The 12,951-nt window shown below is 33.0% G+C and carries 13 protein-coding genes; 4 read left to right on the forward strand and 9 right to left on the reverse strand.

Going from position 1 to position 12,951, the window contains the following annotated elements:
* Window positions 1-126 precede the first annotated feature (126 nt).
* Entirely contained in the window at window positions 127-921 is a 795-nt protein-coding gene (locus HDR40_RS07915) for a MerR family transcriptional regulator (protein WP_290627323.1), read from the reverse strand.
* A 16-nt stretch (window positions 922-937) separates the two neighbouring features.
* On the reverse strand, window positions 938-2,023 hold the full coding sequence (locus HDR40_RS07920) for a D-alanine--D-alanine ligase family protein (protein ID WP_290627324.1): 1,086 nt from the start codon (window positions 2,021-2,023) through the stop codon (window positions 938-940).
* Window positions 2,024-2,175: 152 nt separating this feature from the next.
* Between HDR40_RS07920 and HDR40_RS07925 the strand changes: the two genes are divergently transcribed.
* Window positions 2,176-3,852 (forward strand): CAP domain-containing protein, encoded by a 1,677-nt coding sequence (locus HDR40_RS07925; protein ID WP_290627326.1) that lies wholly within the window; start codon window positions 2,176-2,178, stop codon window positions 3,850-3,852.
* A 35-nt stretch (window positions 3,853-3,887) separates the two neighbouring features.
* Here the strand turns inward: HDR40_RS07925 and HDR40_RS07930 are convergent, their stop codons facing one another.
* From HDR40_RS07930 to HDR40_RS07950, 5 genes are all read right to left on the reverse strand, one after another.
* Window positions 3,888-4,721 carry a hypothetical protein gene (locus HDR40_RS07930; protein ID WP_290627328.1) on the reverse strand — a complete coding sequence of 278 codons (834 nt, stop codon included), beginning with the start codon at window positions 4,719-4,721 and terminating at the stop codon, window positions 3,888-3,890.
* A gap of 23 nt (window positions 4,722-4,744) precedes the next feature.
* The gene (locus HDR40_RS07935) at window positions 4,745-5,401 is read right to left on the reverse strand and encodes a TetR/AcrR family transcriptional regulator (protein ID WP_290627330.1); all 657 of its coding nucleotides are present in this window, start codon (window positions 5,399-5,401) and stop codon (window positions 4,745-4,747) included.
* A gap of 120 nt (window positions 5,402-5,521) precedes the next feature.
* Entirely contained in the window at window positions 5,522-6,874 is a 1,353-nt protein-coding gene (locus tag HDR40_RS07940; protein ID WP_290627332.1) for an amino acid permease, read from the reverse strand.
* 140 nt (window positions 6,875-7,014) lie between these two features.
* Complete coding sequence (locus tag HDR40_RS07945; protein ID WP_290627334.1) at window positions 7,015-8,004, reverse strand: ribose-phosphate diphosphokinase; 990 nt, start codon at window positions 8,002-8,004, stop codon at window positions 7,015-7,017.
* 113 nt (window positions 8,005-8,117) lie between these two features.
* Window positions 8,118-8,774, reverse strand: a complete 657-nt coding sequence (locus tag HDR40_RS07950) for an alpha/beta hydrolase (protein ID WP_290627336.1) — start codon at window positions 8,772-8,774, stop codon at window positions 8,118-8,120.
* 93 nt (window positions 8,775-8,867) lie between these two features.
* On the opposite strand from HDR40_RS07950, the gene HDR40_RS07955 reads away from it, so the two are divergent.
* A complete protein-coding gene (locus HDR40_RS07955) occupies window positions 8,868-9,086 on the forward strand; it encodes a hypothetical protein (RefSeq protein WP_290627338.1) in 219 nt (72 codons plus the stop codon).
* Here HDR40_RS07955 and HDR40_RS07960 read toward each other — a convergent pair.
* The gene (locus tag HDR40_RS07960; RefSeq protein ID WP_290627340.1) at window positions 9,083-9,913 is read right to left on the reverse strand and encodes a glycosyltransferase family A protein; all 831 of its coding nucleotides are present in this window, start codon (window positions 9,911-9,913) and stop codon (window positions 9,083-9,085) included. The genes HDR40_RS07955 and HDR40_RS07960 overlap by 4 nt on opposite strands.
* A gap of 119 nt (window positions 9,914-10,032) precedes the next feature.
* On the opposite strand from HDR40_RS07960, the gene HDR40_RS07965 reads away from it, so the two are divergent.
* On the forward strand, window positions 10,033-10,995 hold the full coding sequence (locus tag HDR40_RS07965; protein WP_290627342.1) for a DUF1002 domain-containing protein: 963 nt from the start codon (window positions 10,033-10,035) through the stop codon (window positions 10,993-10,995).
* A 35-nt stretch (window positions 10,996-11,030) separates the two neighbouring features.
* Here the strand turns inward: HDR40_RS07965 and HDR40_RS07970 are convergent, their stop codons facing one another.
* The gene (locus HDR40_RS07970; RefSeq protein ID WP_290627344.1) at window positions 11,031-11,735 is read right to left on the reverse strand and encodes a ribonuclease H family protein; all 705 of its coding nucleotides are present in this window, start codon (window positions 11,733-11,735) and stop codon (window positions 11,031-11,033) included.
* 85 nt (window positions 11,736-11,820) lie between these two features.
* Between HDR40_RS07970 and HDR40_RS07975 the strand changes: the two genes are divergently transcribed.
* Window positions 11,821-12,798, forward strand: a complete 978-nt coding sequence (locus HDR40_RS07975; RefSeq protein ID WP_290627346.1) for an alpha/beta hydrolase — start codon at window positions 11,821-11,823, stop codon at window positions 12,796-12,798.
* The last annotated feature ends 153 nt before the right edge of the window (window positions 12,799-12,951 follow it).

Raw genomic sequence — 12,951 nt, forward strand, 5'->3', positions numbered from 1 at the left:
GAGTCCTAAAAGGGACTATTTTAACAAAAAGAAGACACAAAAATAGAGCAAGATTTCTAAAAATAGAATTCTTGCTCTTATTTTTTAGTCTAGGAAGCTAGTTTTTTCCCAGACTCTTTGCTTTGTCTACTTAAAAATTCGCTGCCACCAGTGTTTTTTACTGGTCCTACGTGGTTGCACTTGCATTTGCGCTAAAGTACGATGAATAGCCTCAGCTTGTTTCTCTTGATTTTCACGAGTTTTTTCCATGATTTCATCATGCATTTCTTCATCGCTCTTTTGCTTATCAGCCTCAATCTCGGCAGCCATTTCTTCTTTTTTCTTCTCTGCTTCCGTCTTCAACTTAGGCATTGTTGCCTGTACTTCAGATTGAGTCGACTTAGTCAATTGTGGAGCTTGAGTTTCTTGTACAGTTTTAGTAGGTTGACTGAGTTGATGAGAACTATCAATTAATTTTCTATTTTGCTCTTCAACGCGTGCAACTTGTTTTTGCAAATCTTGAATTGCCTTATTTTGGCTGGTAATAGTATTTTGCAAAATCGTTAATAACTTAATTACTTGCTTAGCATCAACCATTGTATTACCTTGATTTGCTTGGCTTGATAAAGTATCAACTATATGGTCAGCCTTTTTACTGTCATTTTGTTTGCCATCTACATTACTAATCGCAAATATTTGTTGAGCTGCTTCTTGTAAAGTTAAATCTTCATCCTTAGCCAAATGTTGAAAAGCTTTTAAATCAGCAATATCTTTCTCACTATATAAGCGAGCTTTTTGCTTAGTTCGTTCATAGTAATCTTTGTTGCCAGTAACCTTTTCAACTAGTAAAGAATACTTTCTTAAAGTTGCTACACTAATATTTAAATCTTCAGCAGCTTGAGCAGGCGCAGCAAGTTCTTCAAAATTGTGGTCGCGTTCCATTTAATCTCTCACTCTTTTATTTGTGTTTATGTAATAGGGTTTTCTTATGATTGTAACGCTCTACTCCTAAATTAATCAAACGTGTAATTAATTCACTATAAGGAATACCAACTTCTTCAAATAGTTTTGGATACATAGAAATATTGGTAAATCCTGGAAGAGCGTTAACTTCAGTTAAAATAATTTCATCATCATCTTTACGACGCATAAAATCAATACGAGACATACCGCTACACTCTGTTGCTTTATATACTTTTAAAGCATTTTTTCGTACTTTTTCAATAATTCCTTCAGGTAAATGTGCAGGAATTTGAAGAGTTGAAGTCGAATTGTCATCATATTTATTTTCATAACTGTAGAAAGAATCTTCAGCATTAGTAATTTGTCCAACACCAGAAACTATTGGCTTATCATTACCTAAAACAGCAGTTTCCACTTCACTACCATGAACAGTTTCTTCAACTAAAACTTTATCATCGTACTTAAAAGCATCTTCTAAAGCAGCTTTATATTCTTCAGCATTCAAAACATGATTTACACCGACAGATGAACCTTGATTAGATGGCTTAACAAATAAATCTTTACCTAATTCCTTAGCAACATAATCATAATCAAGTTTTTCATTATCTTTATTATCATATTCAGGACGTTTGATAGAAATCCATTTAGCTACCTTAACTCCAGCTCTTTGAGCTAAAATTTTAGTCATTTCTTTATCCATAGTTACGGCTGCAGCTAAAACGTCATCCCCAACAAATGGTTTATCAATGACTCTAAATAAGCCTTGAAGTGATCCATCTTCCCCTAAGTTACCATGAACAATTGGGAAGAAAACATCTATTTCTGGACGATCTTCTAATTCTACAATATTAGAAAGATTTGCGACTTTATGAGGATTCTCTACAGTCATTTTAGGATTTTCTAATACCTTATGTGAATCTTCGTCATTAGCAAGATAGCCATCATTGGTAATCCACATTGGATATACATCAAACTTGTTAGTATCGATTGCATTATAAATATTATGGGCTGACATGATAGATACTTCATATTCAGAAGAATTTCCACCAAAAATCAAACCGACTTTTAATTTTTTAGTCATTATTTTTCTCCTTTTAGTCCCTGAATCCTTATTATAAACAATGTAGGCCAAGTGAGTGAATTTTTTTACAAAAAAGTATTAATAAAAATCAATTTTCTACAGAAAAATAGTACAATTGTCTATAATATAGGTGACAGAGAGGAGACTCACAAATGCACTTTAAGCAAAAAATTATAATAGCATTACTTGGTGTTACACTCGCTGGACCATACGCAATAAGTCCCACTACCCATACCTATGCAGCTACTTTTACTCAAAGCGAAAGTGCTAAAATTAAAAGTATTCAAAAACAATATACTAATTTGCCTAAAACAATATTTGATCAAAATAATATTTATGCCACAGCTCCCCATTTAACTTCTCCTTTTTCTGCAGGAACGTTAAATGATTCATATGTTTCAGACCAACTAGCATATATTAATTTTTATCGTAGTCTCTTTAACTTGCCATCTATCACTAGCAATACTACGGATAACGACAACGCTCAACTTACTGCAAGCGTTATGGCAGCAATTAATGCTGATCCTTTTAAAAACCAACATGGTTTACCAAATGAAAAGAGGCCGAAATATATTAGTAAAGCAAATTGGTCGATTGCTAAAAATGTCTCTGCTAGTTCAAACTTAAATTTTAATGTCTCTGACCAATCAGCTGGAGACGTAATTACAGATCTTCTAACTGACAGTTATAACTTAGATGGTTCTGACACTGGTCACCGTGCTTGGATACTTTCCTCAAGATTAACAACTACAGGTATTGGAGCAGCCTATGGATCTAATGGATACCGTTACTCAGTTCAACAAGTTGCTTATGCAAGTGACAGTTTTAATACAGCTTCAACTTCTACCGTTAGTTACCCATCTTCAGGAATTTTTCCAATAGAATTATTAACAGGAAAAAATATTGCTTGGTCACTTTATTTATCTGACCAAACTGTTCTAGGTAAACCCAAAATTACAATTACCGATTTAGATACTGGTCAAACAGTGAAAGCAACAAAAGTTAAGAACTACTCTAATTTAGGATATGGAAACTTTGCCACAGTTTTAACTTATTTCCCTGGAAATTTAAAATTGACCTCTGGTCATTCATATGCAGTAAAAATCAAGGGTGTTTATAATTATACTTTTAAACTTTTCAACCTTAATAAAGAAAATGAAAGTGTTAGCGAAGCACCCACTAGTAGCACCAGTTCAAATAAAGCTCCGAGCTCAGAGGACTACGATTACAATGTTACTGTTCCCAAAATTAGCAGTAACAATGACTCTTCATCCGCTTCATCCAGTCTAAATATTGATAGCTCTGCCATCAGTGGCAGTGACGATTCTGCTAGCAATTCGAGTGGAACAATTACTTTCAATATTCCTACCCAAACAGAAAGTAACACAAATACCAATAATGCCACTAATTCAGACACTACATCAATTGAAGATGTTATTGATATTCGTCCTGATTTGCTACTAAAAGGAGAAAAGTTACGTGATACTTTATCCTCTAACCGTCAGTTAAATACAAATTTATTTGGTAGATCTTATCAAGATGGTAAATCTTTTTATAACTTAGGATCTAACCAATGGTTTAAAACTTTCTATATTACTTCTAATCCACAGCTCAAAGCAGGTTTAATTAATATAACTCAATCCACTATTGATAAAAATGTTTATTCTAGTCCTTACGATGATTTGAGAAAACCTTCGATTACTCATTTGACTCCGGGTAAGAGTTACCCTTATGGGCAAACAATTACTATTGGAAATACTGTGTGGTATTATTTAGGACCACATCAATGGATAAGACAACCTTTAGGACAAACAAATAATCTAATATAAAAATGCATGGCTTTTACTTGCCATGCATTTTACTTTTAATCTTCAGTTGTTAATTGCCATAAAATTGTACTAATTACAAATAGGATTACACCAACTATTACTAATTCTAGGAATATTCCACTCGCAACTTCTAAGAAATATCCAATGCTGAAAATTAAGCCTTCAACATTGAATATTAGTGGTACAGCCGCTAATAAACCATAAATAATCATAAATAAAGCACCTACCCACATAATTGCTCCCATAATGGCATGTACAATTCCCTTTTTACTGAGTAAAGTAGTCATATTTCTAATTACTGAAAACAGAGATAACAAACACATCATGATTATAAGCGCATTTATTACTACAAATAAAGTTTCAATATTTGCACTTAGAGTTACGGACGATAAATTAAAACCAGTAATAACAGAATAAATTCCTCGATTATTATATTTCTTTAAGTGACTTTTGACAGATTGTGCTTCTTGGGAAGAATTTCCGTCTATCTTTTTTAAAATAACTTGTCGAATTTTTTCAGCTAAACTAGCATTTTCTGCTCTAAACCAATGTATTCCTAAAGTATAATCCACCATAGCATTAGCAATCGGTTTAGTCTGCTTTTCAGTTAAAATATTACTTGTATCACCGTTACGATCAGCACCGATTGTTTCTGCGAAATTATCAAATCTCTCATTTACAAAACGTTCAGCTACTACAGCATTGCTTTCCTTAGCAAGCTGTTTTTTCATAAAATTAGGATTCATAAAAGTTAACAAACTAAACCCTAATGTAATAACTGTAAAAATAATAAAAACTAAAGATCTTTTATTGTGAGCATTTTGAGCTTGATCAATTCGCCGTAATTCACTGCGCGAACCTGCTACCATATGCTAATCCTTTCAATTTTGATTTATGCAAACATTACATCAATAGCTTGAAATACTTCATCAATTTTAAAGTTTTCAGTTAATTGATGGCCTTCTTCTAACGTCTCCTTTACACGCGCATCCGGAAAGTCTAAAAATGTTGTCATAAAGGTTTTAACCATTATATCAGAAATCATTTCAGCATTAACATCAAATTGTTGACGTTTAAGGAATAAGTTAGCCCCTCCACTGACAATAAAAGCCAACCCTGACTTAAGTTGCATATCGTTTCCTAACTCGTCTTTTACGCCTTCTTCAATTAACCAGTTATCTAAAATTTGTCCCCATTTTTCAGTAGAATCAGGATCTTTCAAGATACTCTCTAATACATTTGAAATTCCCTCATCACGCAAACCCATTTCAAGCAAAATATAGATAAATGCTTTCATCTTTGCATAAGTATTAACATTTTTGAATTGCTCAGAATTCAAAATCTGTAGAATCGTGGACATAAAATTAGTAACGATTTCAATAATTAATTTGTTTTTATGGGGATAATACGATTGCAACAGTGACTTAGAGATTCCTGATTTATCAGCAATCATTTGCAAAGACACGTTGTTTATCCCATCTTTACGCAACAAAGTGAACGTATTTCTTAAAATAGTTCTACGGCGTTGCATATTTTTTTGTCTTGCCATAATCGGTCCCCTATCTCTATATTCAATTCTCTTATAAAGTCTATTATAGCAGTATATATACTATCTGAGCATAGGCAAGTAGTTTTATATAATAATTATCTTTATACCAACCATTTTATCTTATTTATTATTTTTCGTAAAAAAACCATATCCTATCCATAAACATGCAATAAAAATCAAAGCAATAATCATTGGAATACGCGTTTCTGGAATAACAAATAAAATCACTAAAATTGCTAAGTAAAAAATAATTGTCAACCAATCAGTCAGTGGCGCACCTGGCATTTGAAATTGACCAAGTTTATTTTTATTTTCCTTACGATATTTTAAATGGCACCACATGATAATTAACCAGACCATAATAAAACTAATCGTTGAAACAGTTGAGATAATATCAAAAATTTTACCTGGCATAATGTAATTCAAAATTACAATGATAAATAAAATTAAAGATGAGAATGTCAATGCTCGATCTGGAACACCATTACGACTTAATCTTCCTAATCGCTTAGGTGCATTGCCACTATATGCTAAAGCATAGAGAGAACGACTTGTACTAAAAATAGCACTATTAGTTGCTGACATTGCAGCTGTTAAAACAACAAAATTTAAAATACCAGCTGCTGCAGGAATTCCTACTGCTGTAAAAACTTGTACAAATGGACTTGAAGTTGTTTTAATTTCATTCCAAGGTTGAACAGACATTATAGCAATCATTGAACCAACATAAAAAAGTCCAATTCTAAGCGGTAAACTGTTGATAGCTTTAGGAAGATCTTTTTCAGGATCCGCTGTTTCACTAGCAGTTAATCCTACGATTTCGATCCCTACAAATGCAAAAACTACCATTTGAAATGACATTAAAAATCCCTTAATACCTTTAGGGAAAAAACCACCATGAGATACAATATTATTTAAAGACACAACATGATCACCAACATGCATTTGCATCATAATCATAATTGCGCCAGCCAAAATCAAGGCCACAATAGCAATGACTTTAATCATGGAGAACCAACTTTCTAATTCTCCAAAAAGTCCAACATTCAAACGATTTATAACCAATAAAATTAAAATAATAACTAAAGGTCCCACCCATTGAGGCAATGATGGGAACCAATACTTCAAATAAATCCCTGTAGCCGTTAAATCAGCCATAGCCAAACTTAACCAACACATCCAATATGTCCAACCTGCTACAAATTCTACTCGATCACCTAAATATTTTTTTATTGAACTAATAAAAGAAGAATGCTCAGGTGAAGATAAAATTAGTTCTCCCAAAGCCCTCATCATGAAGAAAGTTACGACTCCAACAATTAAGTAAGACAAAATAATTGATGGTCCGCTGCTTTTAATTGCACTACCAGATCCTAAAAATAAACCTGTTCCAATCGCTCCTCCAATAGCAATCATCATTACATGTCTACTTTTTAAAGAACGTTGCAATTTATTTTTTTCTTTATCAGCCATTGTTTCACTTCACTTTCTTTCAATAAGTAATGTTTTTAGTATTATATTCGATGGAATAAAATAAAGCAAAAAAACTCTAAACAAAAGGTCGCAGTAAACACATACTACGACCTTCCATAATTTAGTATTAAGAGTCAATCTTAACCATTAATTCTATTTTGTTCATCAAAAATTTGATGGATAGATTTATCGTTGTAAATATAATCAATACCTTTAGCAAGCAAGCGATCTACAGATAAACGAACCATTCTGTCTGGATATTTTTTATGCTTAATAGTATCAGTTACTACAATTTGTTCAATTGGTAATTCATTTAACACTTCAGTCGCATTTTGAGAAAGAAGTGCGTGAGTTGCTGCAACATAAACCTTCTTAGCACCTGCAGCTAAAACAGACTTAGTTGATGAAGAAACTCGGGAACCTGTATCAATTAAGTCATCAACAATAATTACAGTCTTATCCTTAACATCACCAATCATATCATGAACTTCAGTATCATAACGTGCTCCACGTTGGTCAACAATAGCAATTGGAGCATCAAAGTAAGAACCAAAATTACGAGCAAGCTTAGCACCTGAGTGATCAGGAGAAACAATAACAACGTCATCTTCATCCTTACTTGCAATTCCATTATCTAAGAAGTATTGAGCCAAAATTGGCATTGCATGCAAATGATCTACCGGAATATTGTAGAAACCTTGAATTTGAGAAGCATGTAAATCAACTACAATTAAGTCATCAATATCAGTTAACTGAAGCAAGTTAGCAATTAACTTAGCTGTAATTGGTTCACGTGAACGATTCTTTGTATCAGACCGTGAGTAAGCCATATAAGGAATCACTACATTAACAGAGTGTGCTGAGGCTCTGTGTAAGGCATCCAAAACAATCATTAATTCCATAAAGTTTTCATTTACAGGATCTTGGATGGATTGAATTACGTAAACGTCACAGCCTCTAACAGTTTCTGTAATATTAACCTGAATTTCACCATCACTAAAGTGTTGTACAGCAGTTTCAAGCAATGGTGTATCTAATGCACTCGCAATTCTTTCCGCTAAAGCTTGGTTACCACCAAGACCAATCAACTTCATTGGGTGCAGCATTTGATGTAATTCTTCTTTATTCATTATTCCTATCCTTCTTTGAAATTACCTATTCATCTAGTTTAATTATAACTAAAAAACAGTCCAAATAAAAAGACAAGTTAACTGCTTGCCTTCTTTTTTTGAAATTTAATTGATTATTTACAAAATTCCTTAATTAAATCTAGCATCTTTAGACTATGAATTACGTAGCTCGTATGATTTTGACGTGGCATAACAACTAACCGACAATTAGGAAGAATCTCACTGTACCACCTAACATGCTCTATTTTAACCCAGTCCTTCTCCCCAACTACACAAAGAGTGGGCGTGTTAATCTTAGCTAGTCTTTGTGGAGGAATTTTAGTTTCTCTCATGGCAACTCTACTATCTCGATCTCCCTTAAAGAAACGCTTAAAAGTATCTGAAGCAATATGAGTAGCACTAACACCATTACCATTTACATAAGTTCCCGCAATCACTAATTTATCAACTAAATTAGGGTATTTGCTGGCAATCCATAATCCATCTACTCCACCAGCACCATAACCTAAAATATATGGTTTCTCCAAGCCTAACTTTCTTATAAAGGCCACCATATCTTCGACGTCAGTTTGGTAATGTTCACTTGGCTCGCCTCCTGACAAGCCATGGCCACGTAAATCAGGAACGTAGATGGTGTAATACAGGGACAAAGGGGAAATTAATTTATCGAAAACAGCCCCATCTTGATGATGACCATGTAATAAAATTAGAGGATGTCCGTGACCTAGTTTTTGATAGTAAAGTTCGACTCCATTAACAGTTAATTTCATAAAAAATCCTTTATAAGCTAAAAATTAGAGACTAACACCTAAACTTGATAAAATATAGATAATAATACAATCAAGTAAAGGAGATGTGTATAAATGAACAATGAAGCAGTATTCTTCAATCCTGGTGATGCAATTGCCTCCTCACATGATTTCAAAGAAGCTCGCCGTAGTGCACAAATTTTTAAAGCTGAAAAACCAACTTCTAAGCAAATTGTTATTGCTCAAAGTGCAACTAACGGTATCTATGCTATTTATTATGCTGACAGTGCTAGAAATGAAGGTTCACCTTATCACATCAAAGATAAGCTCTAATCTTTAATATTTAAATCATTCAAGGATGCCTTATGAGCACCCTTTTTCTTTAATAGTTTATTCTTACTTTTTTCTGTCATTAGGCTCTTAATAATCTGACTCCAAACACGATAATTAGCTCTAAAATTATCAGGAATTTTCTTAGGATTCAAATCATGAACCATGCTATCAGAACGTTGCCAATAATGATAATAAGGATCTGAATTAAAGTACACGCCATCAGTTAAAGAAACATATTTTACGTTAAAAATTTGATCTTCCATGAAAGCTAAATCTTCTACAAAACGCATTTTATATTTTCTAATCAAGTCTATTTTGTAACCCTTATTCCAAGTATAGCCTTTAACTGGTGATCCAAAGACATTAGTCATTAACATATAAGTTTCACGTTTAGAAAGCAAACCTTTTCCTTTTTTTTCACCTACGGGATGACTTGCAGACCTTTTAGGGGAATCAATCCAAAATCCACATGAAACCATATCAACTTGTGGATACTTCTCAAAAGCGTGCACAAAAAAAGCTGTATAACCTGGATCCACCCAATCATCACCATCATGAAAAGTAAAATATGGTGTATCTACATTATCCATCCCCACATTGCGAGCATCAGAAAGTCCACCGTTCTTTTTATTAATAATTTTAAAAAAGGAAAAGCGTGTACGATAAGACTCTGCTATTTCCCGGGTATTATCTTTTGAGCCATCATTGACTATCAAAAGTTTAAAATTTTTGTCATCTTGCTTAGCCAGAGCTTCTAAAGCACGACCAAGATATTTTTCCATGTTATAAACCGGCATAATAACGGTTAAAAGTGGCTGGCGTAACACGAAATCGTCCTCCTTTTATTTAATAAATTATAGCATCTTCAAACTTATTTAACTAATTTCATTGAAAATTTGGTTTATAATATAGCAATATAGTTTAATTTTTATGAGGATTTTAAAAAATGAAAAAATTAATGACCATAATCAATACGATTATTCTCTGTTCTTTTTTGGGCTTATTTGCTTTTTCAAAAAATCAAGTTAAAGCGGCGGATGATACACCCGTAGTTACACTTGGTGACTCTTTGACTAGTTCTCAAAAACAAGGAACTTTAAAAACTTTAACTGCTCCACTCAACGGTGCTAATTATCAAACAATTACCATTGACGGGAGTGACTTAGTAAAATATTTGAATCCTTCCGGTGACAACTTCACTACTAGTTCCGGAGTTTGGTCTAGTGCAATGATTCAAAAAACTAGTTCTGGCAGTGGTATCAACGTTCATATTTTATCCTATAATGGCAAAGATAATATTACTACTATTACCTCCAATCAATATAAAAATGCAGCCTTAACTGCAGGAATTGAAGATGCAGATATTTATGTGACTTCAGCTGTCCCAATCGATGGTTCAGGTGCTTTAGCAGGTGTTTACGCCGCATATGCAAAAACTGGAGAAAAATTAAATCAAAAACAAATTAATGCTGCTCAAAATGAAATGGGAACTTTAAGTTCTATTACTACAGCAAATAAGAATAAAGATGGTTATTCTGATGCACAATTAAACAATGCTGTTGCTGGCGCCAAAGCTGAAATGGCTAAGCAGGGACAAAATATTTCTAATAGTAAAATTCGTGATATTGTAAACAACCAAATTAATATTAACCACTTAGGCGACACAATCACAAATAATCAGAAACAGCAAATTGTTAATATGTTAGTTGAAATCAAAAATTCAGGTGCTTTAAATAATAAAAATTTCCAACAACAAGCAAGCAAATTAGCAAATCAAATTCAAGCAGGAGCTAAGAATATTTTTTCTAAATTTAATACTCCTGAAACTAGAAATTGGTTCCAAAAGTTAGTTGATTCGATTACGTCTTGGTTTAGAAGTTTGTTTGGTGGCATGATTACTTTAAGATAACTTAATAAAAAAATGAGGCTTAAGCCTCATTTTTTTTAGCTATTATGTCCCGTCAATTTACCCAAACTTTTATCAACGAGGTCATTACCTCTGGTAAAGAAGTTTTTATCCATATTACCATCATGACTATGAATTTTTACAAATTTATAGTCTGAAATTTGCTGGAGCAATTCATCTACCTGCTTCCATTTTGATAAATTTTTAACTTCACCGGTTGAATTTTTCCAACCATTTGCCTTGTAAGAATTGATATTAATTGCCCCGTTGATAGTGTACTCAGAATCAATTCCAAATAAAATCGGTTTATTATTAAAACCAGTATTAATCAATTCTTTTAATGCTTCAATTAAAGCTGTTATTTCCATCACATTATTACTTGCACCAAAATCCTTACCTGCCGGTGCATCAGGATGGCTTAAAAACTTCCCGGTTCCTGTTTCTTGAATAGAATATGACCAAGCAGCCGGATGGTCAGCAATTGAATTATCATTATCAATCGCCCCACCATCAGTAAAAACAGTAATTGGGAACTCTTTTGCTAATTCTGCAATTTCTTCATCACTGTAATCATTTCCTTCTTTTTCAAGTAATAAATTGTTCCCCATATAGGCTTGTGCATCTGCTTTTTTCACAAACTTTTTATATTGGGAACCTGAAAAACCATTAATTTGTTTTTGGGTTTCACTCCAAGTAGTATAAATACCTGGTTTCCTACCTTTTCTTACTGCATAAAATGGCATATTTTTACTCACTTTCTAAAATTACAAAAATGATAGAATAGATTTATACTATTATTTTTTCTAAATATTATAAAGGGGGTATTTTTTGTTTTTCAAACAAAAAAAATATAGCGAGGAAGCTGAGAAAAATCGTAAAAAATCTGATAAACAAAAAGATGAGAGTTTTGCAACGATGGTTACAATTGGCTTGCTTGCTACTTTTCCTCCTACACGATGGTTACTAAGACTTCATAAGCGTAAAATAATTGATCATGTTAACTATGAAAAAAGAAACCCCAATATAACAGAACAAATTCCAATTATTTATATCCATGGCTTTCGCGGTGGCGATTACACAACAAATGTTATGGTTCAACAAGCTGGTAAAGATAAAGGAAACTCCAAATATCTTAAAGTTACTTCAGATTTATTCGGTAATATCAAAATGGAAGGTACATGGACAGGCGATCGCCATCCCATTATTCAATTAGTATTCAAACAACGAGTAGTAGGAATTTATGCTATTTGTTACTATTTACGCTTTACACTAAATTTTTTATCTAAAAAATTTAAATTTAATCAGTATGATGCCGTTGCTCACTCACTTGGCGCTCCTTCATTGATTAAAACGGAAATGCAAACATATTATCGTAAACATTTCCCCCGTTTGCGTAAAGCAGCCTTAATCGCAGGCCCATTTGATGGGGTTATGTATCTGGGGGATATTCCCAATGTTAACCAACTAAATGAAAATGGAAGACCATTATTTATGTCGACGTCTTATATAGGAATGCTTATAAATCGTTACCGTTTTAATCCTGATATTTCAATTTTAAATATCTATGGAAATGTGCTAGATGAAACTAATACTGACCGCTTTATCTCGGTAATTTCTGCAAAATCCATTCGCTATATTCTGGCACCTATTAGTCATACTTTCCAGGAAGTAGAAATCCGCGGACCTATGGCTGAACATAGTATGATGCATGACAATTTAATGGTAATCGATATCATAGATACTTTCTTAGGAATTAAAAAGCATAAGACAGAAAAAAAAAATAAAAATGATGATCCTATTGTATAAGTCTATTTATAATATTACGAGCTGGTGAAAACTTGGTAATTCATTGCCGAGATGAAACCAGCTTTTGCAGTGATTTTCTATTTTAGTATATTTTTGAATTTGCTATAATTTTTGCGACGAGGAGGTGAAAAAATGTTAGCTGGAATTAAATTA

Source organism: Lactobacillus sp., from assembly GCF_014803895.1.

What these genes read in the sequence shown, in the direction of transcription:
- HDR40_RS07915 (WP_290627323.1), bottom strand. Translation starts at nt 921, where the DNA reads ATGGAACGCGACCACAATTTTGAAGAACTTGCTGCGCCTGCTCAAGCT.
- HDR40_RS07920 (WP_290627324.1), bottom strand. Translation starts at nt 2,023, where the DNA reads ATGACTAAAAAATTAAAAGTCGGTTTGATTTTTGGTGGAAATTCTTCT.
- HDR40_RS07925 (WP_290627326.1), top strand. Translation starts at nt 2,176, where the DNA reads ATGCACTTTAAGCAAAAAATTATAATAGCATTACTTGGTGTTACACTC.
- HDR40_RS07930 (WP_290627328.1), bottom strand. Translation starts at nt 4,721, where the DNA reads ATGGTAGCAGGTTCGCGCAGTGAATTACGGCGAATTGATCAAGCTCAA.
- HDR40_RS07935 (WP_290627330.1), bottom strand. Translation starts at nt 5,401, where the DNA reads ATGGCAAGACAAAAAAATATGCAACGCCGTAGAACTATTTTAAGAAAT.
- HDR40_RS07940 (WP_290627332.1), bottom strand. Translation starts at nt 6,874, where the DNA reads ATGGCTGATAAAGAAAAAAATAAATTGCAACGTTCTTTAAAAAGTAGA.
- HDR40_RS07945 (WP_290627334.1), bottom strand. Translation starts at nt 8,004, where the DNA reads ATGAATAAAGAAGAATTACATCAAATGCTGCACCCAATGAAGTTGATT.
- HDR40_RS07950 (WP_290627336.1), bottom strand. Translation starts at nt 8,774, where the DNA reads ATGAAATTAACTGTTAATGGAGTCGAACTTTACTATCAAAAACTAGGT.
- HDR40_RS07955 (WP_290627338.1), top strand. Translation starts at nt 8,868, where the DNA reads ATGAACAATGAAGCAGTATTCTTCAATCCTGGTGATGCAATTGCCTCC.
- HDR40_RS07965 (WP_290627342.1), top strand. Translation starts at nt 10,033, where the DNA reads ATGAAAAAATTAATGACCATAATCAATACGATTATTCTCTGTTCTTTT.
- HDR40_RS07970 (WP_290627344.1), bottom strand. Translation starts at nt 11,735, where the DNA reads ATGCCATTTTATGCAGTAAGAAAAGGTAGGAAACCAGGTATTTATACT.